Source organism: Tindallia californiensis (assembly GCF_900107405.1).
Lineage (GTDB): Bacteria > Bacillota > Clostridia > Peptostreptococcales > Tindalliaceae > Tindallia > Tindallia californiensis.
The window spans coordinates 68,739-95,005 of the sequence record NZ_FNPV01000006.1 but is presented as its reverse complement, the minus strand read 5'-3'; the positions used below and the strand labels follow the sequence as shown (position 1 = coordinate 95,005).

Sequence of the window (26,267 nt, the reverse complement as noted above, 5' to 3'; positions counted from 1 at the left end):
TTTACTCACTCCTTAGATTTTAATTCTTTACTTGGTATAAACAATGACAATTTCTTTGGTGCTGTTGATCCAATCAGCTTTTGCATCCAGGTTTTCGGAGGCGAAACGAATCGGTACAAAGGTACGCCCACTCTGAGAAATAGGGGCAACATCCATTTGATCAGCATTTCCATTTCGATGGACTTGATTTTGATTTAACCACATATCGACTACTTGATTTCGTGCATGAAGACTGATCTTACTTTCACTTCCATCCCAGTGAATCTTCCCTCCCATAGCTTCTACAATGGCGCGGATAGGCACCATGCTTCGGCCGTTAACAACAATAGGGGTTGTTCCACGGCCTGGATCTATTTCTTGAGTTTCTCCATTGACAATCATCATAGGATTGTCTAGCTGAAGAATAATAAATCCTTTTTCTTCTCCTACATGAGTAATGCGGGAACCTGTTTTTTTAGTAAACTTGGCAATCGCATTTCCAAGACGTTCTTCAATGTTTTCAAGAGGTTTTGCTTCTGCCAGTACCGGTAATACGGTGTAATGGTACTCGGTGTCTGGTTCTACATTCACGTCCACAAACCGTGTGGCGGTGATGTAAAAGTCGGTGACGGAGAGGCCTAAATCATCACGGCTGGTAGAACGGAATACTCGATATCCTAAGGCTTGATCGTTTTTCGACCATCCCATGCGTATGCCAGAGTCAAAGACTTCACTGCTACTGTCTTCAGATTCCGCTATGATTACTGGTTTTTCTTCCGTCACAGGAGCCGGTTTTTCTTCCACTACAGGCTCTTCCACTACAGGTTCTTCCACGACAGGTTCTTCTGCTGGTAGAGGAGCATCTTCCAGACGCTGATAAGTAGCCGTACTTCGTTGAAGCTTTCCAGTAAATGGGTGGATTGTCTGTGAATTGATCACGAAGGATTGGCCCTCATCTCGCAAGGTAAGGGTGGCGGTTTCTGACCATGCTACTTTACGCTCTCCACCTTGCTGGAAATATCTAAGAGAATCCAGTATCCATTCTGTTTCGCTAATTTGTATAATATTTCGTAGTTGCTGGTCTCCATTTTTAACGGGATAAAGGCGCCAGGCAGAAGTGCCAATATCGTAAAACAAACCTTCATCTCCAGCGATCTGGAGAACCTGCTTATCATTTCGTTCCCACAATCCTTCAATAGCTGTGTTGTCGGCCCAGGCTGTGAGTGTTAGGGTCATCAATACCAACGTCATCCCTATTATTCCCGTCAATCCTTTTTGTATCCATTGCTTATTCATTGAAATCCTCCTTTGAATTTTGGTCTATTGCCTCTACTGCCAGTTCATTCCCATGAGGTGGTTTCACCTCCTTTCATTTCCATGATAAAGTGGGTGTTTCTTACGTTAAATCCTGAACTTTAGAATCTTTTGCCCGTTGCTTTAGAGCAGCAATAGCTTTTTGGCATTCAGCCAGGGTGTGAAAAGGCATGCTGGTCATGATGAGATCTCCTTTCAGGCCATAGGCCTGAAAAAACACCTGCCCGGAACATTCCTTATGAATAAGAAAGCAGGGGTAAAAAGCAGGAGGATGGCGATCGATTATCTCATATAGGTCGCTGAATTTTCGGAGCTGTACAATGCTTTCTTCTAACTGGGCTCGATCGGCATAGCTGCGGGAAACCATAGAAAAATCTTCTTGATGGCAGAAGACAAAGTAAAATCGCCCAGATGGGTTCAGTTTAACTTGAAAGAAAGCCATGACAAACCGCCTTTCTGCGAATAAAACCAGCTTTATTATTCGAAATAATTGGATTATAATAAGTGTACGACAGGGGGGAGTCACTGGAATAGTGCTGAAAGGGTAAAGAAAAGTCATCGTTTAACCAGTAAAGTCACAAAAGAAATTGGTTTTCGTGACGAAGGAGAGAAAAAAATGACATTTACGCCGGAACAGGCTGTGGGAAAGTTAACCATTGCAACCTCTAACATGGTAGCGGCAACATGTATGCTAATATTGGCCCTGTTTTTTTACTATCGTTCTCAAAAAACACCGCTGCTTTATTCCTATTTATCGATTTTAGGGCTACTGATTCTTTGGACAGGATCAAAAGTAATCAAAACAGTAACGCCGAATGTAACCTTGCGATGGTCCTGTGTGGTGATTCAATATGTAGGGGTACAGTTTTTGGGATTGTCCATTTTTATTTTTGCATTATTGTATGCCGGATATTCTCTGCCTAAAAAAGAACAATGGGCATTTCTGCTGATTCATCCAATCATCAGTTTTCTTGCTGTGGCAACCAATCCGCTGCATTATGGGTTTTATTCTGTATTTGAATATGGGCGGACCCGTTTTGGCTGGATGTTTTTGCCAAGTCAGTTTATCTTGTACGGATATATTTTAGCAGGGATGTTCCTGTTGGTTCGGCGTTCTTTTGATTCTCGGTTTCATGCAAAGAAAAAGATCATCTGTCGTCTTTTTGCTTCTTGTGCCTTGGCACCACTATTGATCAATTTTTACTATATTACGTTTAAGCTTACAGATATTCCATGGATTTTTCCTTTTCGCCCCTTTGATGTGACGCCTATTGCCATGGCACTTTCCATTACTTTTTTTGCCATTCCGGCCAGTATTTATCGGTTTTTAGATATTGTGCCCCTTTCTCGCCAGCATGTGTACGATCATTTCAAACAGGGCGTTATATGGTTGAATCCTTCTTTAGAGATAGTGGATATGAATCCGGCCGTAAAAAGCTGGCTGCCATCCAATGGACTGAAAGAGACAAAGGCGTTTGTTTTTGAAGGTTCTTTTGAAACAGTGATCTCGTTTTTCTTTAGGCAGGATCAGGAGAAAAATCGTCAGAATTTGTGGCAGTGGATCATTTTACCGCCGACAGAAGAAACAACTTCTTTTAGGACTGTCTGCCGGGATCGTCACTTGAAATGGAGAAAAATGAGGATAGAAAAGGATCTGACAGCCATCCTGTTTATTGATATTACAGAAATAGTGGGCATGCAGGAGCAGCTTCAAGCTTCTCAAAAGAAGCTGGAAGCCATGGGGGAACAACTGGAGAATCTTGCAAAAAAAGAAAAAGAACTGGCTGTTTTTCGAGCTCGTTCTTTGGTTTCGCAAAATGTACATGATTTTATAGGACATAGTTTAACGGTGGTCATGGGAAAACTTGAACTGGCATTGTTAGAGAAAGACGGAAAAGTCCTGGATCAGTGTCTTTATGAAGGGAAAGAACTACTTCTCAACAATTTGACAGATCTACAGGATTCCCTTTGTCAGCAGGGTTCTCCTCCGGTGTCTAATTTAGAAGAGGCGATTTTGTCGCTGGCAACCAGCCCGCTTCAGTTGGAGGTAAGGTGTCAGGGAACACCTTATGTGTTGGAAGCTGAACAAAATGAAGCTGTTTATCGGTTATGCCGGGAGGCGATTACCAACGCTATTCGGCATGGTAGTGCCAAAACATTGCATATCTTTCTCCGCTATCAGCAACATCAGTTTGAGGTATATGCCATCGATGACGGTAGTGGTTGCACCCATGTAACGGAAAGTTTGGGGCTGAAAGGAATTCGTGAACGGATAGAAGTTTTGGGAGGAAGAATTAGCTTTGGTTCTGGCGAAGGAGGTGGTTTTCATATCTATGGTGAATTTCCTCTCGCAATTCCGTCTCCATCCTGTTTATGATCGCTTAAATCAGTTGGTTTTTAAGGGCATAAACCGATATTTGCGTACGATCCTGAAGATTTGTTTTGGAAAGCAACTGAGATACTTTATTTTTGATGGTTCCTTCGCTATAGTTTAGAAGAAGAGCAATTTCTTTGTTGGTTTTTCCTTCGGCAATTCCTTTCATAATTTGCAGATCACTTTTCGTAAACTGTATTCCATCAATTTCCAAAGTGGGAGCATGGTTAGCAAGAGCAGGTGTATTGTTTTTTAAAGTAGATTCATAGATTTCACGATGCATGACCATAATGTCCTGGGCGACACAAAAAAGAGCAGCCAATAATGCTGGTGGTTTCATGCTTTTCAGTAAATACCCGTCGGCGCCAGTTTGGAGTGATTCTCGGACACTGAAAGGATCTTCAAAAGTGGTAAGCATTAATACTTTGACAGTAGGATACTGTTTCTTAATAGCGGCAAGGGTGGCCAGACCATCCATTTTAGGCATCCGGATGTCCAGCAGTGCTACGTCCGGCTGGGTTACTTTCATTAAATCCAAAGCTTCTAACCCGTTCGAGGCACATCCTACTAAATGGAAACGTTCATCACTGGTAATGACTTCTTCTAACATACTTCGGAATAATACCTGATCGTCGGCTAGCAAAAGTCGGATCATAGGAACCTTATTCTCCTTTCGTTGCCATCTGGCGTACTGTTTGACGCAGTTGTTTATATAAACAGCCAATCTCTTCACTAATACGGGCAATAGCGCTTCGTTTTTCGTTTACGGCCAGGGACTTATTCTCCTGCAGTCTTTGAATCTGGTGAATATGATGCTGAATGCTACGAATAATACTGAGGTTGAGGTCTTGCAATAAACGATCCTTTTCCTTTTCAAATTCAAATTGTTCCAGCTTTAATAAGGAAGATTGTCGTTGTTGGTTATATGCTTCTATTTGTTTGTTTTGGGTGTCGATAGAATGGATCAATGACAGTTCTTTTTCGGCTGGATGAATGAGCATAATCGTTCCTACCCATATACGATGATGATCCAGCACTTTTGATAAAACCATATAGCTTTTGAAAGGGTGCAATAATAACTGGATGTCCATCAAGGCGTTCTTAGCATCTAAATGGTTTAGAAATAAATGAAGGCGGGTAGATTCTTCCTTTGAAAGCAATAGGTTTACTTGGTGGAGAAAGCTTGGCAGGTGATGAAGCTCTGTCACTGAATATAGCGGATAATCTTGGTGATTGCTACTCATTAGGTTAAAATCACTGTCGTAAATGCATATCCAGTCTTCCATTGCCTGAAATAAAGAGGCCAGAGGGAGCGGTAACGATGGTTCAGGGTTGGAATTACTTTTCTGGCGGGTAGTTTGCCAATAAAAAAAAGCAGCGAAGAGAAGCGTGATACTGGCTGCCCAGCTTAACAGGTAGGTGAATTGCTGGAAAGAGGTTTTTATAGGCATTTCCAGCATAGCAATGATCATGATCTTTAGGCAACATACTCCTGCTATTAAAAAGGAGGCACTATGAAACCACCATCGGGCAGGAAGGCTTTTCTGACGGTAATAGCCATAAAAATTAAGGATAATCAATCCCAAAAGGAGCGATAGCCAGCCAATAGCGCTTAAGAAAGATTCCATGGTATACATGCGGCTCATGGGCTAGTTTTCCCCCTTTTCATTGATGGTTATTTTGAATAATCTAACTATAGCGAAAGCGATGAAAGAAGTCAAGAAGTCAAGAAGTCAAGAAAGGAAAATGAATATAGACAATCCTTATCAAAATAAAAAAATAGATAGAGAATATCTATTGGCTGAAATCTCTTCCTTCTGCTATGATAAGACGTGTTGGGCAAATGTCAGATAAGCATACATATCAAGCAAAGTGAGGGATTAAGATGAAAAAAATGGCAAAGATAGTAGTAATAGGATTGATGATGGTGACCATGGCTGCTTGTGGCAATGGAGGTGGCAGCGGTGATACAGCCGCAGAAGATCAAAACTTCGACGGAGAACTGCTTTTTACCGGCTCCTCTACCCTGGCGCCTACGATTTCTCAGATAGCCGATGAATTTCAGAATGAATTTGGAACCTGGGATCAGGTAGATGACTCCTTGCCGGCGGAAACCATTCAGATCAGTGTATCTACTGGTGGATCCGGTGCTGGAGCAAAAGCTGTATTGGATGGAACGGCGAACATAGGAATGTTGGCTCGTCATGCACGGGAAGAAGAGCGAGAAGCTTTAGAGGAATATCAGGAAGCCATTATCGGCATGGATGCATTACTGATGGCCGTTAATCAGAATAATCCCCTAGGGCAGAATCGTTCTGAAATCACAGCGGAAGAAGTGCAAAATATTTTCTCAGGCGAATGGACTCATTGGAACCAGGTAGATGAAAACCTGCCAGAAGAAGAAATTGTGCTATTGGTTCGTGATGTAGGCGGCGGTGCTCATGGAGTGTTTCAAAATGCTATGATGGGCGAAGTGGATGTGACCGAAACGGCCATTGAAGTTCCTTCCATGACAGGGTTAGTGGATCGATTGATGAATAATCCATTAGCCATGGGATATGCTTCTTTTGGTGTGGCAGAAATGCATCAAGATGATTTGGTAGCTTTTGTTTTGGATGGAGTGGAGCCAAGTCTTGAAAACATCCTTGATGGAACCTATCCAGTAGCCAGACCTTTAGTATTGGTATGGAATGGAGAATTGAATCCAGCAGAAGCTGCATTTATGGAATATATTAAATCTGAAAAAGGCATCCAGATTCTTGATGAAATGGGATTTGTGCCAGTTCAATAAGGAATGAAAAAAATGTTCTATCATCGATTGGAAAAACTTTTTGCCACAACGGTACGTGCCTGTACTGTTGTGGCTGTATTCATATTAGCCCTGGTGATTTTTTTGATTTTCCGGGAAAGCCTGGCGATTTTTCAGGAGGTGTCGGTGAAGGATTTTCTCTTTGGAGCCGAATGGAGGCCTGTGTCTCACCATCCTAGGATTGGTCTGAGGCCAATATTGGCAGCAACTTTAGCCTTGCCACTGGTGGCCCTTGTGCTGGCACTGCCGATGGCGGTGGGGGCCGCTTTGTTTTTTGCATATCTTTGTCCCGGGCCTCTACGAAGACCATTACGAAGCCTTATTGATATCATGGCTGGTATCCCCTCGGTTATTTATGGAATGCTTGGTTTGGTATACCTGATTCCTCTAATGGAAAATCTTTTCTCCATGAGTTCCGGAGATTCCTTACTGGCCGGTGGTGTGTTATTGGCGATTATGGTACTTCCCTTTATGATTTCTGTTATGGCAGAAAGCATGGAAGCAGCAGGCAGTCAGTATCTAGAGGTTTCTAAAACCCTGGGCGTTTCCCATCTGTATATGTTACGGGAACTTATTTTACCCTTATCCTTAAAAGGGATGATTGCCGGAGCTGTTTTAGGGACTTCTAGGGCTATGGGAGAAACCATGGCGGTGATGATGGTGGTAGGAAACTCACCCCTGATGCCAGATTCTTTGCTGGGCAGAGTCAAGCCGATTCCTTCACTTATTGCTCTGGAGATGGGGTCTGCACCCTTGGGAAGTCAGCACTACCATGCTATTTTTGGAGCCGGTTTTGTATTGCTGATGTTGCTTTTAGGGATCAACCTTCTTTTTTACTGGCTGCGCAGGCAAATAGAAAGCAGAGGTGAAGTTTCATGAAAGAAGGTGTGAAGAAACATTGGAAAGACTATGTTCTTCAGAGCTGGATCTATGCTTCTCTTTTGGTGGTTATGGCCGCAGCCGCTTTTATTTTTGGAAGCATTTTTATCCGGGGCTTTTCAGCGATTGATATGGAATTTTTAACCGCGTCACCACAGGGAAGGCCACTAGGCAGTGAAGGCGGTATTTTCCCCGCCATGATGGGTTCTTTAGCCTTAGGGCTGATCAGTACCTCTTTGGCAACTATCTTAGGGTTGTCCGTAGCGGTCTACCTTTTTTTGTATAATCAGTCCGGTAAAATAGATGCCTTTGTCCGGCTGATTGTTCAGTGCATTGCTGGAATACCTTCTATTATTCTAGGATTGTTCGGATATACCTTTTTTGTGGTTCTTCTTGGATTTGGCCATTCTTTGCTGGCTGGCGGACTGACCTTATCCATCATGATTTTTCCGGTCATCGTGATTAATACGGAAAAAGCTTTGCGGGAAATGGTTGCTCATCAAATAATGGCTTCTCATGCCCTGGGGGTATCAAAATCCTATAGTTTTTTTAAGCTGGTATGGCCGGCACGAAAAAAAGATATTCTTTCCGGAATCCTGCTGGGGACGGTTTATGCCATGGGAGCGACAGCGCCTATTATTCTAACAGCGGCGGTTGTATCCGCTTCTGTACCGAACTCCTTGTTTCGTCCAGTCATGGCCTTACCCTATCATTTGTACTTTATGGCAGCAGAGCGGATCTCCATGGAAAACGCTTTTGGAACCGCCTTGGTGCTGCTGAGTATGTTTTTTATAGCCTATGGGATTTCTTTTTATTTATTTCAGGATAGGAAGGAGGAAGAAAAATGACCCAGGCCATCGCTATTAAGAACTGGCATGTTCATTACGGAAAAACAGAAGTATTGAAAGATATTTCTTTAGAAATACCAGAAAAAAAGATTACGGCTCTGATTGGCTCCTCCGGTTGTGGCAAAACCACTTTGCTGAAATCCATTAACCGACTAACAGAAGAAGAGCCGACAGCTACTACTCGAGGAGAAATCCAGTTAAAAGGAACTTCCATTCAAAGCCTGCCTCTGGAAATCCTTCGACGACGTATAGGGCTGGTATTTCAAACACCGACACCCTTTCCCTTTTCTATCAAAAAAAACATGGAATATGGCATTCGATACCATGAAAAATTAACGGCCAAAGAAGAAGTCATGCTGATTGAAGAAAAATTAAAAATGGCGGGGCTTTACGAAGAAGTAAAGGATCGGATGAACTTGTCGGCCGTAAGGCTTTCAGGAGGACAGCAACAGCGTCTTTGCATTGCCCGTTCCCTAACCTTAAATCCGGATGTATTGCTGTTGGATGAACCTTGTTCTTCTTTAGACCCAAAATCCACGGCTGTTATTGAAGAAACCTTGAGACAATTAGCAAAGGAAGTGAGCATCGTTATTGTAACCCATAACATGGCTCAGGCCAAAAGGATCGCTGATTATACCGCCTTTATCAGCAACGGCGTTTTAGTGGAAGTTCAGGAAACAGAAGCACTTTTTCAAGAACCGAAGCAGGAGGAAACCAGATGTTATCTGGAAGGACTCATCGGCTAAAACCTAACAAGAAAGGATGTCCTTATGTCACTTATTTTGAATATACCAGGAGACCAAAGGTATGAAATTGAACATATTGTTTTTGACTTAAACGGAACCTTGGCCATCGGCGGGCAGCTATCTGACGAAACGGTGGCTTTATTAAAAAACCTTTCAGCACAGGCATCACTCCACATTATTACAGCCGATACCCATGGGACAGCTCCACTCATTGAAAAACGTCTGGAAGGAGCAGCGACGGTAAAAGTGGTTCGTGGTTCACAGACCACAGAAGATAAAGAGGCCTTTATTGAAGCTTTGGGAGCCAGTCATACCATTGCTGTTGGTAATGGAGCCAATGATATGGCGATGTTTCGTAAAGCGGCTCTGGCCATTGGAATAATTGGCGGAGAAGGTGCTTTTGCTCCCCTAATGACCGTGTCGGATATAGTGGTGACAAACATTGAAGCCGCATTATGTTTATTACTAGAGCCTAATAGAATGATTGCTACCTTGCGTCGATAAAGGAAAGGGCATAGGATCCATAGAAGATATTTTAGGACCCATCGAGAAAAACAATGATCCCTCTTTCTTTTACGCATTGCTACAGAGAAGGGCAACTCATATAATAGAGGTGTCGGCAGATGCTGTAGGAAGGAGGCATAAAATGGATAGAGCATTACAGATAGAGAAGGAAAGCCTTGAGTAAAAGGTTTTAGAAGCAAAAAGGGTTTATACAACCATGCATAATCATCCAAAGCTCTTAAGGATTGAAAAAACAGCCCTTGAACGAAAGAGGGCTGTTTTGCAATGTATACACTTAGAATTGACAGAATGGTGCGAATTTCGCAAAAAAATAATGTCGCATAAATATACAACGTATTTTGGGAAAGATAATTTGACAGAACTGACTGAAAAGTGGTAAACTGACTTTGATTTGATTCAAAATATTGCTACATATCAAAAAAGGAGGAAGGTAAGCATGAGGATGATGAAAAGAAAAAGTAGCTGGTTGAGTTTATTGTTAGCAGCCGCATTACTGCTCAGTGCTTGTGGGGGCGGTGGAACATCAGAACCAGCAACACCGGTATCGGATATTCCAGATGAAGAGATGGGAGACGTGGTTCCGTCCATTACAATCTATAGCTCTTTACCGGAAGACAATATGGTGAATTATGAAATGGCACAGGAAGTAGTGGAGGAATTGCAGAAACTAGGCGTTGATGCAACCGCTCAGCCCATGGATTTTGCCGTATTATTGGATGTACTGTATGGAGATGAGAGTGATTTTGATGCCTATACCATCGGCTGGTCTGGACGTATTGAACGACTGGATCCGGATATGTTTATTCACTCCATTAACCACTCAGCGAATGCAGAGCCGGGTGGAAACAACACCAACCGTTACCGGAATCCAGCCTTTGACGAGCTGGCAGATGCCCAGCGTCGTGAAATGGATTTAGATGCCCGGAGAGAGTTGGTATGGGAAGCACAAAAGATTTTAGCAGAAGATGTTCCTAAAATAACCCTATACTCAAGGGCTAATATGCAGACTTACAACAAAGAGTTGTTTGAAGATGTGATTAATATTCCTGGAGAAGGCTTGTTTAATGAGTGGACTCCCTTCAGCATTAAGCCTAAAACAGACAAAACCGTCTTAACCGTGGCTAGTAACGTAAACATTGATGATATGAACCCATTAAGCTCAAGAAGTGTTTATGGTTGGAGAAACCTAAGACTCATCTATGATAAGCTGGTTCGGATTTCTCCTGATATCGAGCCGGTGCCATGGGCCGCTGAAAGCTGGGACATTGTGGAAGACAATATTATTGACGTAGTCCTTCGTGAAGGCATGACCTTCCATGATGGAGAACCAGTTACCGTGGAAGACGTGAAATTTTCCTACGAATTATTTATTAATGAAAATGTAGAATATTTTGCATCCTTTACAGAGCCTATTGAAAGCATTGAAATTACGGATGAAAACACAGTGCGATTTATCCTGGAAGAGCCTTATGCACCATTTATCACCAACACCTTGGCACAAATTCCAATTTTGCCAAAACATATCTGGGAAAACATTGACAATCCAGTGCAATACGGCAACGAAGACGCCATTGGAAGTGGACCTTTCAAGCTGGATCGTTTCCAGACAGGCGAAGAACTAGTATTATCTAAGTTTGATGATTATTTTGAACCGGTACACATTGATGGGTATATTTTCCAGATCTTTGCTTCTCCGGAAGGAGTTTTGACAGCTTTGGAATTAGGCAATGTTGACATGGTATCTTATGATTTAGTGCCAGCTCATACGGAGCAAATAGCCAATAATGCCGATGGTCAGTATGATCACTTGGAATTAACAGAGGCAGACGATATCGGATTTTTCTATCTTGGGATGAATCTGGATCGAGCACCTTTTAGCAACAAAGATTTCCGGATTGCGATGGCGCATCTGGTAGATTATGATCTTGCCTTAGACGTTCATCTTAATGGATACGGAGCACGTGGAGGTGCTGGTTTAACGATTGTAGAAGCCAATGAGTTCTGGCATAATCCGGAAGTACCTATTTATGATACCTATGATCCAGAGATGGCTAAAGAAATTCTTATAGAAGCTGGATTTACCTGGGATAGCGAAGGCAAACTTCGGATGCCAGCGCAATAACCATCCTTAAGAGTCCTGTTTAACAACACTTAAAACATGAAAGTCGATATCTCGACTTTCATGTTTTACTTCATACTCACTAAAGCGAGAAGCGTGATCCTTTGCTGTTGGTGTGTCATGAACCCGCCCTATTATTCGGAATATTAAGTGAATTTCAGAAGCATCTTAATCCTCTACAAGGAAGGTGATAGCTTGTTAAACTATTTTTTACGTCGATTACTGGTCATGTTACTAATGATTTTTTTAGTGTCAACGATGATCTTTTACCTTTTTCGAACCATGCCGGGAGATCCGACGGCTTTTGTGGTGGATCCATCCATTCCGCCAGAAGCAAGGCAACAATTATTAGAACGCTATGGATTGGACGGAAGTCTCTGGGATCAATATAAAGTGTTTGTATCTGACTTGGTGCGATTAGATTTTGGAGATTCTTTCTTTTATAATCGTCCAGCCATTGAAATTATAAAAGAAAAACTGGCAGCCACCTTAATTCTGATGCTGACAGCCATGGTGTTTGCCTATACCATTGGTGTTTTTGGAGGTGCCTGGATGGCCTGGAAAAGAGGTTCCCGATTGGAATCCTTAGGGATTACCATCTCTCTTATTTTCAGATCAGCGCCTACCTTCTGGGTAGGGCTGATGATGATTCTTCTTTTCTCTGTGCGGCTAGGCTGGTTTCCTGCCCAAGGAATGCGGACAGCCGGAACCGGTGGAGGTACCTTTACAGAAATATTTTTTACCCTGGACTTTCTAAAGCATTTGATTCTTCCTAGCTTAGTAGCCGGTCTTTACTTTGTAGCGACCCCTATGTTGATTATGCGAAACAGTATGCTGGAAGTCATGTCAGAAGACTATATTGAAATGGCTCGGGCAAAAGGGACAAAGGAAAGAAATATTCTTTACCGTCATGCGGCCCGAAATGCCTTATTACCGGTAGTAACCGCCGGAGCACTTTTTATCGGTTCTTCCATTGGAGGACAGGTGCTGATAGAAGTTGTTTTCAGTTGGCCCGGTTTGGGACGGGAAATTGTGACAGCGGTTACACGGCATGATTACCCTTTGGCGCAAGGATGTTTTATTATTATTTCCGCTATGGTTATGTTTATGAATCTGGTAGCAGATATGTTATACGCATTCTTAGATCCGCGTATTTCTTACAAATAATCGGAAAAAGAGAGGTGAAAGCATGAACGTTGCAGCATTAGAGAAGAAAGGGAACAGCAAAAGTGTTTTCAGGCTGTTTGTAAAAAATTTACGTCGGGATAAATTGGCACTGATAGGTGTGGTTTTACTGATCTTCTTTTTAACGGTGGCCGCCTTTGCCGATGTAATTGCTCCTTATGGACCCAGAGATCGGCATTATGATGAAGAAGGTAGTATTCGTCGTTTGGAACCGCCTTCCCGTGCTCACCCTTTTGGAACCACCGATGTAGGTCGTGATATTTATTCTCAGGTAGTATTGGGAACCAAAACCGCCTTAATGGTAGGCTTATTGGCAGCGCTGCTGGTAACCGTTATCGGTTCTGTGGTGGGAATTATTGCAGGTTATTATGGAGGATGGATAGACACCATGATAATGAGGGTGGTCGACTTTTTCTATGCCATTCCGTTTATTCCTTTTGTGATTGTGTTATCGGCCGTGATGAGGCCGAGTATTTGGAATGTTATTCTGGCAGTATCCATGCTTTCCTGGCGGACGGTGGCAAGGTTGGTACGTTCTCAGGTGCTTTCCATTGCCAAAAGGCCGTATATTAAAGCAGGACGGGTGGCAGGTGCCGGTGATTTGAGGCTGATGTTCAAGTATATTCTGCCAAACGTAGTCCCGTTAATCTTGTTGGAGATGGCATTTATGGTAAACTGGGCAATTGCCGCTGAAGCCAGTATTGCTTTTCTTGGTTTTGGCGATCCAGCGGTTCCCAGCTGGGGCCAAATCCTGCACATTGTCTTTAGTACCGGTAACTCCCGTGTAGCCTGGTGGTGGATTACAGCTCCCGGTGTTGCCATTGTTCTGTTGCTTCTGTCTATTTTCTTTTTAGCCAGAGCCTTAGAAGAAGTCGTAGATCCAAGATTGAGGGGGCGATAAAATGGCACTATTGGATGTTAAAAATGTCAGTATTGAATATACGACAGAAGACGGTGTGCTAAAAGCGGTGGAAGATGTTTCATTTTCGTTGGAAGTAGGAGAAAGTGTGGGTTTGGTTGGAGAGAGTGGTTGTGGCAAAACGACCTTGGCTAAATCTGTTATGAGACTCCTGTCGAAAAATGGTCGCATCAGTGAAGGACAGATGATGTTTAAGGGAGAAGATCTGGTAACCAAAACCGAAGAAGAAATTCGCAAACTTCGGTTAACGGAAATTGCAATGGTCGCTCAAAGTGCGATGAATGCATTGAATCCGGTATATACCGTTGGAGATCAGCTCATTGAAGGGATACAAATTCATACGGATATGACCCGAGAACAGGCCAGAGAACGTGCCATTGAAGTATTCAAAATGGTTGGCTTGGAAGAGAAACGGCTGAAAAGCTATCCGCATCAGATGAGTGGCGGCATGAAACAGCGGGCCATTATTGCCATGGCCTTAACCCTGAATCCTTCACTGATTATTGCGGATGAGCCGACTACAGCACTGGATGTAGTGGTTCAGGATCGAATTTTGCAACAGGTGATTGAAATTCAAAAAAAGATCAATAGCTCCATGATCCTTATCACTCATGATATTTCCGTTGTGTCCGAAACCTGTGAAACCATTATTGTAATGTATGGCGGAAAAATAATGGAAAAAGCTTCTACGAAAGCCTTTTTTACGAAACCGGTTCATCCCTATTCCCTAGGACTTAACAATGCTTTTCCCAGTATTCATGAAATTGGCGAAGAGTTGATTTCCATACCCGGATCACCGCCAAATCTGATGCAAGAGCAGGTTGGGTGTCGATTCCGTGCCCGATGTCCTTTCCGGACAGAAATTTGTATGGAAGAGCAGCCTCCTTTGGAAGAAGTGGCACCCAATCACCTTTCTGCTTGTCACCATAATAAAGAAGTGGAAAGATTCCGGGAAGAAAGTCAGAAACGGGAAACCTGGGAAAAAGTAAGAGAACGGATTATTGAAGAAATAAGGAGGGATGTCTCTTGAGCGGAAGCCCTTTAATTCAAATTGAAAATCTGAAAAAGTACTATCCAGTGAATAAAGGATTTAAGGATATTTTTAATAAAGAGAAAAAGTTTGTAAAGGCCATCGACGGGGTTGACCTGACCATCGATAAAGGAGAAATCCTAGGACTGGCCGGCGAAAGTGGTTCTGGAAAAACCACCACCGGCGAAATTTTGGTAAGACTTCAGGAAGCAACAGATGGCACGATTACCATTGATGGTCACCCATTGAATCTTAAAGACAAACAGGCACAAAAAAGTTTCCGGAAAGAAGTGCAGATGATTTTTCAAGATCCTTACGAAACCCTAAACCCTCGTTTCAATGTGTTTGAAACCATTGCCGAACCTCTGCGAATTCATGGACTGAAAGATAAAAAAGCTCTTTATGAAAAAGTGATGGAGGTCCTTGAGATTGCGGAACTGAAACCAGCAGCCCATTATGTTCACCGGTATCCTCACGAACTGTCCGGTGGTCAGCGGCAACGGGTCGCTATTGCCAGAGGGATTGTGGTCGGACCGAAGGTATTGGTTGCGGATGAACCAGTTTCGATGCTGGATGTTTCCATTCGGGCTGATATTCTCAATCTGTTAAAGGATCTTCGAAAAAAAATGGGTCTTACCATGCTCTATGTTTCACATGATCTTTCTACGATCAAGTACTTATGTGATCGTATTGCCATTATGTATCTTGGGAAAATAATGGAAATTGGACCGGTGGATGAAGTAGTGAGAAATCCGCAGCATCCTTACACTCAGGTATTATTATCCGCCGTACCGGTAGCCGATCCCACTTATGAAAAAAAGCGTATTCTGATTGATGATGAAGCACCAGATCAAATCAATCTGCCGGAAGGTTGCCGCTTTGGGCCACGTTGCCCTTACGCCAAGGAAGCTTGCAAGACTTGTAATCATGATTATACGGAAGTATTTGAGGGTCATCAGCATGCTTGCATTTTTGCCAAAGAAGAGCAGATTAAAAATGAAGACCACTAAAAAGGGTTATCATAAAAAAGAGGAAAGAGACGGTCTGAACTGACCATTGTCAAGCAGATAAGTAATTGAAAAAAACTATGATATTAGTGCTTGGCTTCGATCTCCACTGGAGCTAAGCACTTTAGGCTTTTTTGAAATCTGTTTTGTTTGTAAAACTTAAGCTACAGACTCCGATAAATGAATCAGTTTAACACTTAATACAAGCTTTGAAAAAACTTATTCATAGCCGCATGTTCTGGTATGTCTAAGTGTTTTAACATTATCATATAGTTCTAAAAGGTCTATGAAATCCTTGGGATTTTCGGTATAATGATAATTGTATATGGATTGAAGCGTGGGGTTCATTTGTTGCATGGCTGTGCTCGAATGAAGGGACCCAGGCTTCTTTTTTATGGTGTTGAAGTAATGCTGGATATTGATACTCCAGGTATGGGCACCATAGCTTCGCAAATGTTCGGCTACCAGCTTTTCCTGATGATACAGTAAGATTTTTTCCGGATATACTTTAGCAAAAACAAACCGGCCCACTAAGTCATCAGGAACTGAATACTTGTTTTCATCGATACTGACCACGGCGTATTTATTGACTCTCAGTTCAGAAGTCCTTGCCGTATCATAACTTGGCATCCATTCAAGCAGGTAGGGCTTTTCTTCCTCCAGGATATCCGCCGGGCTTTTCCCTTCCTGGTATTCTGTCGGACGAGCGTTGAGTTTTTCCAACGTCTCCTGTAGATATTGATTCGCTTGTTCCAGGCTGTCAAATGTATCCCGTTTGCTGAAAGCTTTTCTTCTGATGTATTCAATACTTCTCTCGACGTGGCCTTTTTCATTCCCTCTACAAACATTGCAAAACCGATATTGAAAGCCATAGTACAGCGATAACTTTAACAGATCTTCCGTCGCTTCCTTTTGGGTTCTACTGACAAATCTCTTTACAGCCACCTTCATATTGTCATAGACCACCGTCTGATAAATCCCTCCAATCTCATTAAAGAATTTCACATGAACATCTAAAAAGTTTTCCATCTTTTGGTTGTGATACAAGTTCGCGTACCGATAATTACCTTTTGCGCTGGTAAAAGCGGCCATTTGAACCATTTTTGGTTTCCCGTCAATCGTTAAGTGAACATACCCCCAATCAAATTCGCAGATCTCTCCTGGCTGATATTCCTGCCTGACATAGGCTTCCTTGACAGTCTCCGTATATTCTCTAATGTAATTACAAATGGTTGTATAGCTAATGTCAAACCCTTCCTCCACTAAACACTCATAAATATCAATTTTTTTCTTCTGTTGTTTGCTCCTTCCTGTTGATTTTTTCTTTTCATTCTCTCTTATGAAAAAATGAATGCGATCGATGATTTCATCTGTCAGCTTCTTTCGTACACGATTGCTACTATCATATTTAGGTGGTGCCATAAACTCATTGATGATTTCTTTATCTTCTGGATCCCCCTCAAGAACTCTTTGTTTTTGCTCCTCATATTTTTCAATATACTTCCGGATTGTCTTTCTGGAAATACCTGTTTCCCTGTTAATATCTCTCTGTGATTTCCCTTCTCTAAAATGTTTTAATATGATTTCCTGTTTTTGCACTAAACGGATCATCCCCTTAGCCCCCTATGAAATGTCATAGGGTTAATTGTACTTCTTCTGGGGGATTTTTCAACTAATATGGTGGGGTATTTTTAGATTATCATAAACATGTGAAAAATACGTTTGAAACCTTAACGAAAAAATAAAGTAAAAATAAAATAAAAATAAAAGAGGAATTTCAAAATAAATGTCGAATATTAAGATACATAAGGACATTTCCATAAATAGACCGTAAATGAACGGCCTTATAGGAAGGGGGATAGGTTAAAAAAAACATTATAAATTGGTAAGGGAAAAAAGAAAGCATTTTAGGTTGGATGCCAGAAAGGATGTGATAGAAGTGGAAGAAAAAGTTATTGGCTATAGGAGGGAGTTCCATCTTTATGCAGAATCGGGATGGAAGGAATTTCGAACAACATCCAGAATTATTGAAATATTAGAAGGATTAGGATTGGAAGTGAAGTATGGCAAAGAAGTTATTCATATACCAATGGTGATGGGAAGGGACGCTGAGCAAGAAATTTCAAATCATATTGAGCGTGGTATAAGACAAGGCGGAAACTCAAAGTTTATTGAAAAAATGGAAGGGTATACGGGAGCTGTTGGAATTTTAAAAACTGGAAGGCCCGGACCAGTTATTGCGATTCGTTTTGACATAGACGCTAATGACGTGATTGAGCGAAAAGATTTGGAGCATAGACCTACAAAAGAAGGGTTTGCGTCTGTCAATGAAGGGATGATGCATGCCTGTGGACATGATGGTCATACCGCTATGGGACTAGGTTTAGCAGAATTGCTGATAAAAGAAAAAAAAAACCTAACGGGTACTATCAAACTTATTTTTCAACCAGCGGAAGAAGGCGTAAGAGGTGCTAGAGCGATGGTAGGGAAAGGTTTATTAGAGGATGTGGACTATTTTCTAGCTGGGCATTTGGGGTTTAATCTTCAAACTGGATTCATTGCCCCTAAAACGACAGGTTTTTTATCTACGACTAAGATGGATGCATATTTTTATGGAAAAGGATCTCATGCAAGCAATGCACCAGAAGAAGGAAAAAATTCACTTTTGGCGGCGGCTACGGCAGTGCTTAATATTCATGCGATTTCACCTCATAGTAAGGGTATAACTAGAGTTAATGTAGGGGTGATGCAAGGAGGAATAGGGCGCAATGTCATTCCACCAGCAGCTACTTTGAAAATTGAAACTCGTGGTGAGACACCTGAATTAAATGATTATATGTATGATAAAGTCGCTGGAATACTGAATTGTGCTGCAAAGATGTATGGCAATAACGTCTCTATGAAAAAAGAGGGCGAGGCACTTGCGGCTGATTGCGACGAGGAATTAGTTGATATTGTTAAAGAGGTAGCACTGGAAAATAAAGAAAGAATCACAGGAGTCATTAATGAAAAGTATTTGGGTGGAAGTGAAGACGCGACTTTTATGATGAAATCAGTGCAAGAGCGGGGCGGCTTAGCGACTTATATCTTTTTTGGTGCTGAAACGAAAGCTGCTCATCATAACGAAGGATTTGATTTTGATGAAGCAGTTTTAATGAAAGGGATATGTCTTTATAAGGATGTCATACTCAAAATAGCAGGAAGGTAGAGAGGTCGAGAAATATTTAGGACGAAAAGTTGTACTTGTAGCAGATAAAAATAAGATTTTAGGAGGTAATGCCAGTGAAGGTACAAATAGAGCAAAGATCTATGCTGAACAAATTTCTTGATTTTGTAGAAAGGTCTGGGAATAAATTACCACACCCTTTTACTTTATTTGTTATACTATGTGTCGTAGTTATGATGATTTCTTTGGTTGCCAGTCATATGGGCATTTCTGTTATCCATCCCATTGATGGTCAAGAAATAATAGTCAAAAATTTACTGTCTGGTGATGGGCTGCAATGGATGGTATTGAATTTGATTAGCAACTTTACGGGTTTTGCGCCCCTGGGACTTGTGCTGACGATGGTACTGGGGATAGGGCTTGCTGAAAAAGTAGGTTTTATGTCAGCCTTTATGAAGAAGGTTATGTTAGGAGCACCTGAAAAACTATTACTATTATCAGTTTTTTTTATCGGGATTGTAGGAAATATTGCGTCTGACGCGGCTATTATCATTGTGCCACCCTTAGCAGGTGCGCTTTTCTATGGAACGAAAAGAAACCCTTTAGTGGGTATAGCGGCTGGATATGCAGCGGCATGTGCTGGCTTTACAGCAAATATTTTTATTGCTGGTACGGATGCGTTGCTTGCTGGGATTACTGAGGAAGCAGCACAAACTATACAACCTGGTATTGAAGTTTCACCAGCTGTTAATTATTATTTTATGATTGCATCCACATTTGTTCTTACGGTGGTAGGGGCGTATATTACAAAAAGGTTTGTTGAGCCGCAAGCGGGCGAATATATACCTGAAGAAGATTTTGAGTTGGCAGAAGATGAATTTAAGGTCTCGGCGATTGAAACAAAAGGTCTTTTAAGATCAGGAATTGCAAGCTTAATTTACTGGATGGCAATAGTGATAATGTTGATTCCCCAAGACTCTCCTTTTAGAGGGGAAGGTGGTACCCTTGTGCCGTCACCATTTTTAAGAGGGATTGTACCCTTTATACTATTCTGGTTTATCGTTATAGGTGTGGTTTATGGAATAACGGTGGGTACTATTAGATCTGAATCAGATGTTCCGAAGTTAATGACAAAGGCAATGGAAGGGATGGCTGGGTATATCGTATTGGTTTTTGTCATTGCTCAATTTGTTCAGTATTTTAACTGGACGAATATAGGTATGATCTTAGCGGTCAGTTCGGCAAATCTGATAGAAACATTGGGCTGGTCCGGATTACCGATGGTATTAGGAGTTCTTTTGGTGAGTACTGTGGTCAATATTTTTATTGGAAGTGGTGCTGCCAAATGGGCATTGCTGTCACCAGTGTTTGTGCCAATGTTCATGCTGCTAGGATACTCACCAGAGTATGCTCAGCTTGCTTATAGAATTGGTGATTCAGTAACAAATGCGATTACGCCTATGTTCCCGTACTTTCCAATTGTTTTGGGATTTTTTGCTAAATATGACAAAGAAAAAGCTAAAATCGGGACGGTTATGTCTATGGTCATGCCTTATACAATTGCATTTATGGTAGTATGGATGATTATGTTATCGGTATGGCATATACTTGGATTGCCGTTAGGTCCAGGCGGAAGTATTCTGTTGTAAGTACGATTGGTTAAAGATGGACAATATTAAAAAAGAGGCTGATAAATATGAATGAAATTGTTAGAGACAAAATAGAAGCGAACGAAGCATGGATTATTAATCATCGAAGAGCTCTTCATCAGATCCCTGAAAAAAGTAAGGAAGAATGGAAAACAAAAGAATATATTAAAAAGTCATTAACAGACCTGGGAATTGAAGTTAAGGAAGGATATTACAACACTGGTTTAGTTGGAGTAATCTACGGAGAGCAGGCAGGACGTACCATTGGAATTAGGTTTGATATGGATGCGTTGGAAATGGAAGAAAAGGTAGAAACTGAATTTAAGTCATTGAATAAGGGGCTTATGCATGCTTGTGGGCATGATGGTCATATGGCTATGGGACTCGGCTGTGCCAAAGTCTTAAATGAGATGAAAGATCAGATATGTGGTGTTGTGAAGCTTGTGTTTCAACCAGCCGAAGAGGATGCTACGACAGGTGGTGGTGCACAACATATGATAAAAGATGGTGTGCTTTCAGATGAGCCTAAAATAGAAGCTATGGTGGGAATGCACATATGGCCTAAATTGAAAGTAGGGGAAGTTGGATCGCGAGTGGGTCCCATAATGGCGGCCTCAGATCCATTCAATGTGGAAGTTGTTGGAAAAGGGGTTCATGCATCACTCCCCTATATGGGAATCGATCCTATTATAACGGCTTCGCAGATTATTGTTAATCTTCAGTCTGTGATTAGTCGAAATATAAGTCCTTTCGAACAAGGCGTTATGTCGATAGGGATTATGCAAGGTGGAACTCAGTACAATACTATTCCGGAGAGGGTGCACTTTTATGGAACAGTACGAAGTTTCAACGAAGAAACACGTCTTCGAATTCATGATCGAATGAAGACTGTCATTGAAAAAGGTGCTGAGGCAATGAATGCAAAAGCAAAATTTAACTATACCTTTGGATATCCAGCTGTGATAAATAATGAAAAAATGGTAAAAATTGCAAAGTTTTCCACTGAGGAAATGCTTGGTGAAGGATCCTATATAGAAGTAGATCAACCTGCTCCGGGTGGAGAAGACTTTGCTTTTTTTGCTAAAGAAGTTCCTTCGGTTTTTCTTTGGCTAGGATACGGAGAAGAGGAAGAAATTCATCCACCCCACAGCCCACATTATGAGTTTAATGAAGCAATACTGGCTTTAGGGACAAAAGTTCTTTGTAAGACAGCCTTAGAGTGGTGTCGGTTAAATAAATAATAAAAAAACCCTTTGAACCACTATATGTGGTTCAAAGGGTTTTTTTTATAAGGAAATATCTGAAGAAGTGTAATGAAAACCTGATTAGATCTTCTCTAAGTGGATAGAATAATAGAGCTCATGTATTCTAGTAAAAGATGATGGAAGAACATAAAATGATGTATAATAAATCAACAGTAAGGTACTGTAAAGGAGCACATGAAAACCGAGAAAACAAAAATTCAGAAACAATTAGAGCGAGAAGCAATTGATTAATCATAATGAGATGGCATATAATTGTAACCATAGTGACACCCTTTCTTTTTGGTAGAGGTTTACTTGTGGTGACTCAATTATACTGCCTCAAAGGGGGTGCCACTATATTTTTTGTAAAACTCGCTAAAAGCAATAGATATATGAAGTTTGAAAGTGATTTAGGTTACAATACGAACAGTAAAATGAGGTGGTAACATTGAAATTTACAATTGGATTAATTGGAGCAGAGGACTCAGTAACGATAATGGATAAAGTTTCGAAAGAATATGAAAAAGAAGCAGTGTTTATTCCTCTGCCGTATAGATGCAAAGAAGATGCTATATGCCTGGCAGAACAACATATCGATAAAATGGATGCAGTTATTTTTTCAGGGCATGTACCATATTACATTGTGATGAAAAAAATGAAAATGGAAATTCCTAGTCTTTACTTGCCGCATAGCGGAACGAGTATTTACCAAGCGCTTCTGAAAATGAAGAATAGTGGCAGGAACATTGAAAAGGTGAGTTTTGATAATGTCTCAACAACAGAAATGAATGAAATTTACGAAGATTTGGAGATGTCCAGTAAAAATGTTTTTATAAAAGAATATGAGCAAAATTTAAAGTATCAAGAGTGGGCAGATTATCATACGAATCTATTTAGAAATGAAAAAACCGAAGCAGCTGTAACCTGTCTGAAAGAAACAAGCAAGATTTTACAAAGGGAAGGGATACCAGTGTACAGAGTATTAGTAACTCGCCCTCTAATTCGACAAGTAATTGAATCAGCGCTATATGAGGTTAAAGCTAGAAAACTTAGACATAATCAAATTGCTGTGTTGGTAGTAAATATAGATGAATTCAAAAAAGAAATCAAGAAATTCCCTTCAGAATATGGAGTGCAAAAGCTTAAGCTAGATTTTCATAGAATTCTTTTAGACTATGCTGAAGAAACTAAAGGTAGAATTTTCTCAATGGGAAATGATGAATACTTGATTTTTACTACGGGTGGATCTTTAGAAAACTCTTCAAAAAACCATGGTGAAATAACACTCTTAGATATAATCCGGAAAAAGCTGAAGATGAGAGCAAGTGTTGGTATAGGGTTTGATACTACTGCCTATGATGCTGAGCATAATGCACGAATTGGTCTTGAACATGCAAAAAAATATGGAGGGGATTGCCTTTTTATAGTTGATCAAAATCATAGAATCAAAGGACCGCTTGGAAAGGAGCATCAGCTTGAATACAGGCTGGCTTCGCTTGAGGAAAAAATTATATCTGTAGCTGAAAAAACAAAATTAAGTGTAAAAAGTGTTAATCGAATTGTTGCCATGATGGATAAACATGGATGCAAAGTTACGGCAAAAGAGTTTGCCCACTATTTGAGAATGACTGAACGCAGTGCTCGTCGAATTTTAGGTGCTTTAGAGGAAAAGGGATATTCTAAGATTGTTGGAGAAGAAAGTGAAGGAAAAGGAAGGCCTAGAAAGATATATGAGCTACAATTATAGCACAGAGACACTTAGATTATGTTGATCGATATGCAAATAAAGCCTTGTTGGTATTATCATAGAGAAAGGTTGAATAATCAGAAGGAAACGAGAGGTGAAAGAATGCGTTCTTGTGATTGGCAGGAAAAAACAGAAAGGATTCAATACATTGCAAATTCAGGAGTATTAGTGGAAATAGGGAGCAAAAGGATCCTTATTGATGCCTTGACTAAGTCGAAGATTCCCATGTTTAAAAGTACGCCGGAAGATATCTATCAGCAACTACTGAACCAGGAACCGCCTTATGATCAGATCGATTTTTTGCTAGTGACGCATCAGCACAGCGATCACTTTGATGCAGAGCGGGTGCTTTCTTTTTTAAGAAACAGTCAAAAAACCAAAATCATTGCACCGGAAGAAGTGATTTTCTCTCTTAGGAAAGAGGCACCAGATGTTTCATCAGAAAGATTATATGGAATGAATCCTGCTTTGGGACAGAGTGAAACCATCTACTTAGAAGGGCTTCGAATAAAAGGGATGGCCATGCGGCATGAAGGGGAAACGGATACGGCGATCCTTCACTTAGCCTATCTGATGGATGGAGGAAAAAAGGTGATGCATTTAGGTGATGCGGCACCAGAAAAAGAAAATTTCGACACTTTTCAGCTAAAAGAAGAAGTGGTGGATGTGTTGCTAGCTAATTTCCCTTATGCGGGCATTCCAAAAGCAAGGCAATTGGTACGGGAATATATTGCCCCCAAAAAAATGGCTGTTATTCATTTGCCAGACCCAGATAAAGACAGGTGGGGTTGGAGAAAAGCTACTCAGAAAAGCTATCTACGCAGCAAGCAAGATTTTGTAAAAACGGTTTTTTTCAAAGAAATGGGAGAGAGGATAGAAATATAAGCCTTTATTCGACTGATCGGGAAACACCATTTTTTCTGGAAGTATCTTTGCTTTGGTAGAGAATATCATCTGCTATTTTAATTACTTCATCTACAGAGCCGGAAGAACAAGTAGCCCTTCCAAAACTTACAGATAAAGGGATATCGGGATATCTGTCGCAAATTGGTTGAAAGAGTTCCAAAATTCGTTCTTCAACAACGGAAATTCCGGGTTCATCGGTATCCATTAAAAGCAATAAAAATTCATCCCCTCCAAAACGAACCACCACATCATTTCTACGGGAAGATTTTTCTAAGACAGTTGCAAACTCTTTGAGGACTTGATCGCCTTCTGGATGACCATAGATATCGTTAACTTTCTTGAAATGATCAAGATCCATCAACAATAGGGAATAGGTGATGTCTGGGAAACGGCTGTCTTCCATCAAACGGGTTAGAAAATGGTGCAGATACCGGCGGTTAAATAAGTTGGTAAGAGGATCGGTAATAGAATATTGATAAATTCGCTGATGTTCATCGTTGAAGGAACGGTTTAGGACAAAGATCAACGCAAATAGGGTAATTGAAACAACTACAAAATTAATAGACAAATCGAAGGCTCTGAGATAAGGATCGGAATAAAAATAGTACTGCTCCGGATGCTGTGGTTCTAAATGAAGGAGAATGATCATCAAGACTGTAAACAGGGCAGGGAAAATGTATTCCCATGTTTCTTGAATCACAATGAAACAAAGGAAGAGCATCAAGACAGCATAAAAAGACATAGCGCTATAAGAGCCGGGCGAAGTAAGCCATGCGGCAGGTAGGTATACCAAGCACAAGAAGCATAAAAAAAGCAAACGAATTCTTTTGCTTTTTTCTGTAGGATACCACTGATGAAGAAAAAACATAAAGCCAGCACCGAGAAGGGGCGAAATAATATTGGATACAGGACGGTAATTGATAAGGTTAATAAGAGCAACAACGATAAACGCCACCAACCCAATGCGGAGGCTGGTGAGAAATATTTGATCTTTCATATTGGTTAAGTGACTATTCCTAGGAATGTGCCAATTCAATACGATCCCTCCAATTCTATAAGAAGGTTCAAGGTCTGCGGCTTAAGGATAAAAATAGTACCTGCTACCTATTTTAACACACATTCGTCCGATGAAAACCCTAAAAAAGAAACTTGTCAAAAAAACTTTTTTGCTTTTCAAGCGTAGTAAAAAAGAAGCAGAAAAAAGGTGAAAAGAGCATAGAAAATCCGTAGCAGAAAAGAAACAGAAAAAAGGTGGGATAAAATGATGGTAGGAGCATTAGTGATTCCGTTTATCATGTTTGCTTTGTTAGGGCTGCTGGTTATTGGAGTAAAAGGTGGTTCACACCAAGGAGGAGAAGAAATGATCAAAAATGTATATATTTATGTAGTGCTTTTTGCAACACTGATGATGACCATTGGTGGTAGTGTTGCCGCCTTTATGGCGCTGGCGGATATCGTGGCACCGACACCGTACTATCAATCTTATGAAGATTATCGCAGATGGAACGTAGACCGGGTTTATGATTTGGAAGGAGAAGAAATCAGCTCTCAGGTGGCAGAAGAGATCAGAGGACAATATGATGCCATGGTGGCAGAAGAGCAACAACGATATACCAATCGGGCAAAGAACAATTTGATCAAAAGTTTTGGATGGATAGTTATTCCGTTACCGATTTTTTTATACTATTCACGAAAACTTAAACAGCATAAACATAGCGAGAGCCAACTTACTTAGTTGGCTCTAGACTGAAGACAAATTATGTAGACATGGTAATTTGAGGCGAGGACATCTAACAAAGAGCTTGTATGTGTTTTTCGAAA

The 26,267-nt window shown here is 41.0% G+C and carries 23 protein-coding genes; 17 read left to right on the top strand and 6 right to left on the bottom strand.

What is annotated here, in order from left to right; translation table 11 throughout:
• Window positions 1-27: 27 nt before the first annotated feature.
• A complete protein-coding gene (locus tag BLV55_RS09510) occupies window positions 28-1,275 on the bottom strand; it encodes a copper amine oxidase N-terminal domain-containing protein (RefSeq protein WP_093313775.1) in 1,248 nt (415 codons plus the stop codon).
• A gap of 100 nt (window positions 1,276-1,375) precedes the next feature.
• Window positions 1,376-1,735, bottom strand: coding sequence for a YegP family protein (locus tag BLV55_RS09505; protein WP_093313773.1), 360 nt, complete (start codon window positions 1,733-1,735; stop codon window positions 1,376-1,378).
• A gap of 174 nt (window positions 1,736-1,909) precedes the next feature.
• Here BLV55_RS09505 and BLV55_RS09500 point away from each other — a divergent pair, with 174 nt between their 5' ends.
• Complete coding sequence (locus tag BLV55_RS09500) at window positions 1,910-3,670, top strand: sensor histidine kinase (protein WP_093313771.1); 1,761 nt, start codon at window positions 1,910-1,912, stop codon at window positions 3,668-3,670.
• Window positions 3,671-3,674: 4 nt separating this feature from the next.
• Here BLV55_RS09500 and BLV55_RS09495 read toward each other — a convergent pair whose 3' ends face one another.
• Together BLV55_RS09495 and BLV55_RS09490 are read right to left on the bottom strand one after the other, a co-directional pair.
• Window positions 3,675-4,322 carry a response regulator gene (locus BLV55_RS09495; protein WP_093313769.1) on the bottom strand — a complete coding sequence of 216 codons (648 nt, stop codon included), beginning with the start codon at window positions 4,320-4,322 and terminating at the stop codon, window positions 3,675-3,677.
• 7 nt (window positions 4,323-4,329) lie between these two features.
• Complete coding sequence (locus tag BLV55_RS09490; RefSeq protein WP_093313767.1) at window positions 4,330-5,313, bottom strand: OmpH family outer membrane protein; 984 nt, start codon at window positions 5,311-5,313, stop codon at window positions 4,330-4,332.
• 239 nt (window positions 5,314-5,552) lie between these two features.
• Here BLV55_RS09490 and BLV55_RS09485 point away from each other — a divergent pair, with 239 nt between their 5' ends.
• The 10 genes from BLV55_RS09485 (at window position 5,553) to BLV55_RS09440 (ending at window position 15,737) form a co-directional block, all read left to right on the top strand.
• Window positions 5,553-6,458 carry a phosphate ABC transporter substrate-binding protein gene (locus BLV55_RS09485; protein ID WP_093313765.1) on the top strand — a complete coding sequence of 302 codons (906 nt, stop codon included), beginning with the start codon at window positions 5,553-5,555 and terminating at the stop codon, window positions 6,456-6,458.
• Between the two features lie 12 nt (window positions 6,459-6,470).
• Window positions 6,471-7,355, top strand: a complete 885-nt coding sequence (gene pstC / locus BLV55_RS09480) for a phosphate ABC transporter permease subunit PstC (RefSeq protein WP_176968353.1) — start codon at window positions 6,471-6,473, stop codon at window positions 7,353-7,355.
• Window positions 7,352-8,203 carry a PstA family ABC transporter permease gene (locus BLV55_RS09475; protein WP_242870092.1) on the top strand — a complete coding sequence of 284 codons (852 nt, stop codon included), beginning with the start codon at window positions 7,352-7,354 and terminating at the stop codon, window positions 8,201-8,203. Before pstC ends, BLV55_RS09475 begins: the two co-directional genes overlap by 4 nt.
• Window positions 8,200-8,949, top strand: a complete 750-nt coding sequence (locus BLV55_RS09470) for a phosphate ABC transporter ATP-binding protein (RefSeq protein ID WP_093313761.1) — start codon at window positions 8,200-8,202, stop codon at window positions 8,947-8,949. The genes BLV55_RS09475 and BLV55_RS09470 overlap by 4 nt, the downstream gene beginning before the upstream one ends.
• Window positions 8,950-8,973: 24 nt before the next feature.
• A complete protein-coding gene (locus BLV55_RS09465) occupies window positions 8,974-9,453 on the top strand; it encodes an HAD family hydrolase (protein WP_093313759.1) in 480 nt (159 codons plus the stop codon).
• 457 nt (window positions 9,454-9,910) lie between these two features.
• A complete protein-coding gene (locus tag BLV55_RS09460) occupies window positions 9,911-11,596 on the top strand; it encodes an ABC transporter substrate-binding protein (RefSeq protein WP_242870091.1) in 1,686 nt (561 codons plus the stop codon).
• A 192-nt stretch (window positions 11,597-11,788) separates the two neighbouring features.
• Window positions 11,789-12,760, top strand: coding sequence for an ABC transporter permease (locus tag BLV55_RS09455; protein WP_176968352.1), 972 nt, complete (start codon window positions 11,789-11,791; stop codon window positions 12,758-12,760).
• A gap of 22 nt (window positions 12,761-12,782) precedes the next feature.
• Entirely contained in the window at window positions 12,783-13,679 is an 897-nt protein-coding gene (locus BLV55_RS09450) for an ABC transporter permease (RefSeq protein WP_093313757.1), read from the top strand.
• Between the two features lies 1 nt (window position 13,680).
• Complete coding sequence (locus BLV55_RS09445) at window positions 13,681-14,727, top strand: ABC transporter ATP-binding protein (RefSeq protein ID WP_093313755.1); 1,047 nt, start codon at window positions 13,681-13,683, stop codon at window positions 14,725-14,727.
• Entirely contained in the window at window positions 14,724-15,737 is a 1,014-nt protein-coding gene (locus tag BLV55_RS09440) for an ABC transporter ATP-binding protein (RefSeq protein WP_093313753.1), read from the top strand. The genes BLV55_RS09445 and BLV55_RS09440 overlap by 4 nt, the downstream gene beginning before the upstream one ends.
• Before the next feature lie 216 nt (window positions 15,738-15,953).
• On the opposite strand, the gene istA is transcribed toward BLV55_RS09440, so the two are convergent.
• On the bottom strand, window positions 15,954-17,345 hold the full coding sequence (istA, locus tag BLV55_RS09435; protein WP_093313751.1) for an IS21 family transposase: 1,392 nt from the start codon (window positions 17,343-17,345) through the stop codon (window positions 15,954-15,956).
• Between the two features lie 301 nt (window positions 17,346-17,646).
• Between istA and BLV55_RS09430 the strand changes: the two genes are divergently transcribed.
• The 5 genes from BLV55_RS09430 to BLV55_RS09410 all read left to right on the top strand — a co-directional run bounded on the left by BLV55_RS09430 (window position 17,647) and on the right by BLV55_RS09410 (window position 24,425).
• A complete protein-coding gene (locus tag BLV55_RS09430) occupies window positions 17,647-18,942 on the top strand; it encodes an amidohydrolase (protein WP_093314087.1) in 1,296 nt (431 codons plus the stop codon).
• 74 nt (window positions 18,943-19,016) lie between these two features.
• Entirely contained in the window at window positions 19,017-20,549 is a 1,533-nt protein-coding gene (locus BLV55_RS09425; RefSeq protein WP_242870090.1) for an AbgT family transporter, read from the top strand.
• A gap of 47 nt (window positions 20,550-20,596) precedes the next feature.
• Complete coding sequence (locus BLV55_RS09420; protein ID WP_093313747.1) at window positions 20,597-21,790, top strand: M20 metallopeptidase family protein; 1,194 nt, start codon at window positions 20,597-20,599, stop codon at window positions 21,788-21,790.
• 451 nt (window positions 21,791-22,241) lie between these two features.
• Entirely contained in the window at window positions 22,242-23,540 is a 1,299-nt protein-coding gene (locus BLV55_RS09415) for a helix-turn-helix domain-containing protein (protein WP_093313745.1), read from the top strand.
• 102 nt (window positions 23,541-23,642) lie between these two features.
• Window positions 23,643-24,425, top strand: a complete 783-nt coding sequence (locus BLV55_RS09410; protein ID WP_176968351.1) for an MBL fold metallo-hydrolase — start codon at window positions 23,643-23,645, stop codon at window positions 24,423-24,425.
• Between the two features lie 4 nt (window positions 24,426-24,429).
• Here BLV55_RS09410 and BLV55_RS09405 read toward each other — a convergent pair whose 3' ends face one another.
• Complete coding sequence (locus BLV55_RS09405; protein WP_093313741.1) at window positions 24,430-25,482, bottom strand: GGDEF domain-containing protein; 1,053 nt, start codon at window positions 25,480-25,482, stop codon at window positions 24,430-24,432.
• Window positions 25,483-25,707: 225 nt separating this feature from the next.
• Between BLV55_RS09405 and BLV55_RS09400 the strand changes: the two genes are divergently transcribed.
• The gene (locus tag BLV55_RS09400) at window positions 25,708-26,181 is read left to right on the top strand and encodes a hypothetical protein (RefSeq protein WP_242870089.1); all 474 of its coding nucleotides are present in this window, start codon (window positions 25,708-25,710) and stop codon (window positions 26,179-26,181) included.
• Window positions 26,182-26,267 lie beyond the last annotated feature (86 nt).

Bases quoted from the DNA above. Each gene is read 5' to 3' on its own strand.
- BLV55_RS09510 (WP_093313775.1), bottom strand. From the start codon at position 1,275: ATGAATAAGCAATGGATACAAAAAGGATTGACGGGAATAATAGGGATG.
- BLV55_RS09505 (WP_093313773.1), bottom strand. From the start codon at position 1,735: ATGGCTTTCTTTCAAGTTAAACTGAACCCATCTGGGCGATTTTACTTT.
- BLV55_RS09500 (WP_093313771.1), top strand. From the start codon at position 1,910: ATGACATTTACGCCGGAACAGGCTGTGGGAAAGTTAACCATTGCAACC.
- BLV55_RS09495 (WP_093313769.1), bottom strand. From the start codon at position 4,322: ATGATCCGACTTTTGCTAGCCGACGATCAGGTATTATTCCGAAGTATG.
- BLV55_RS09490 (WP_093313767.1), bottom strand. From the start codon at position 5,313: ATGAGCCGCATGTATACCATGGAATCTTTCTTAAGCGCTATTGGCTGG.
- BLV55_RS09485 (WP_093313765.1), top strand. From the start codon at position 5,553: ATGAAAAAAATGGCAAAGATAGTAGTAATAGGATTGATGATGGTGACC.
- pstC (WP_176968353.1), top strand. From the start codon at position 6,471: ATGTTCTATCATCGATTGGAAAAACTTTTTGCCACAACGGTACGTGCC.
- BLV55_RS09475 (WP_242870092.1), top strand. From the start codon at position 7,352: ATGAAAGAAGGTGTGAAGAAACATTGGAAAGACTATGTTCTTCAGAGC.
- BLV55_RS09470 (WP_093313761.1), top strand. From the start codon at position 8,200: ATGACCCAGGCCATCGCTATTAAGAACTGGCATGTTCATTACGGAAAA.
- BLV55_RS09465 (WP_093313759.1), top strand. From the start codon at position 8,974: ATGTCACTTATTTTGAATATACCAGGAGACCAAAGGTATGAAATTGAA.
- BLV55_RS09460 (WP_242870091.1), top strand. From the start codon at position 9,911: ATGAGGATGATGAAAAGAAAAAGTAGCTGGTTGAGTTTATTGTTAGCA.
- BLV55_RS09450 (WP_093313757.1), top strand. From the start codon at position 12,783: ATGAACGTTGCAGCATTAGAGAAGAAAGGGAACAGCAAAAGTGTTTTC.
- BLV55_RS09445 (WP_093313755.1), top strand. From the start codon at position 13,681: ATGGCACTATTGGATGTTAAAAATGTCAGTATTGAATATACGACAGAA.
- istA (WP_093313751.1), bottom strand. From the start codon at position 17,345: ATGATCCGTTTAGTGCAAAAACAGGAAATCATATTAAAACATTTTAGA.
- BLV55_RS09420 (WP_093313747.1), top strand. From the start codon at position 20,597: ATGAATGAAATTGTTAGAGACAAAATAGAAGCGAACGAAGCATGGATT.
- BLV55_RS09410 (WP_176968351.1), top strand. From the start codon at position 23,643: ATGCGTTCTTGTGATTGGCAGGAAAAAACAGAAAGGATTCAATACATT.
- BLV55_RS09400 (WP_242870089.1), top strand. From the start codon at position 25,708: ATGATGGTAGGAGCATTAGTGATTCCGTTTATCATGTTTGCTTTGTTA.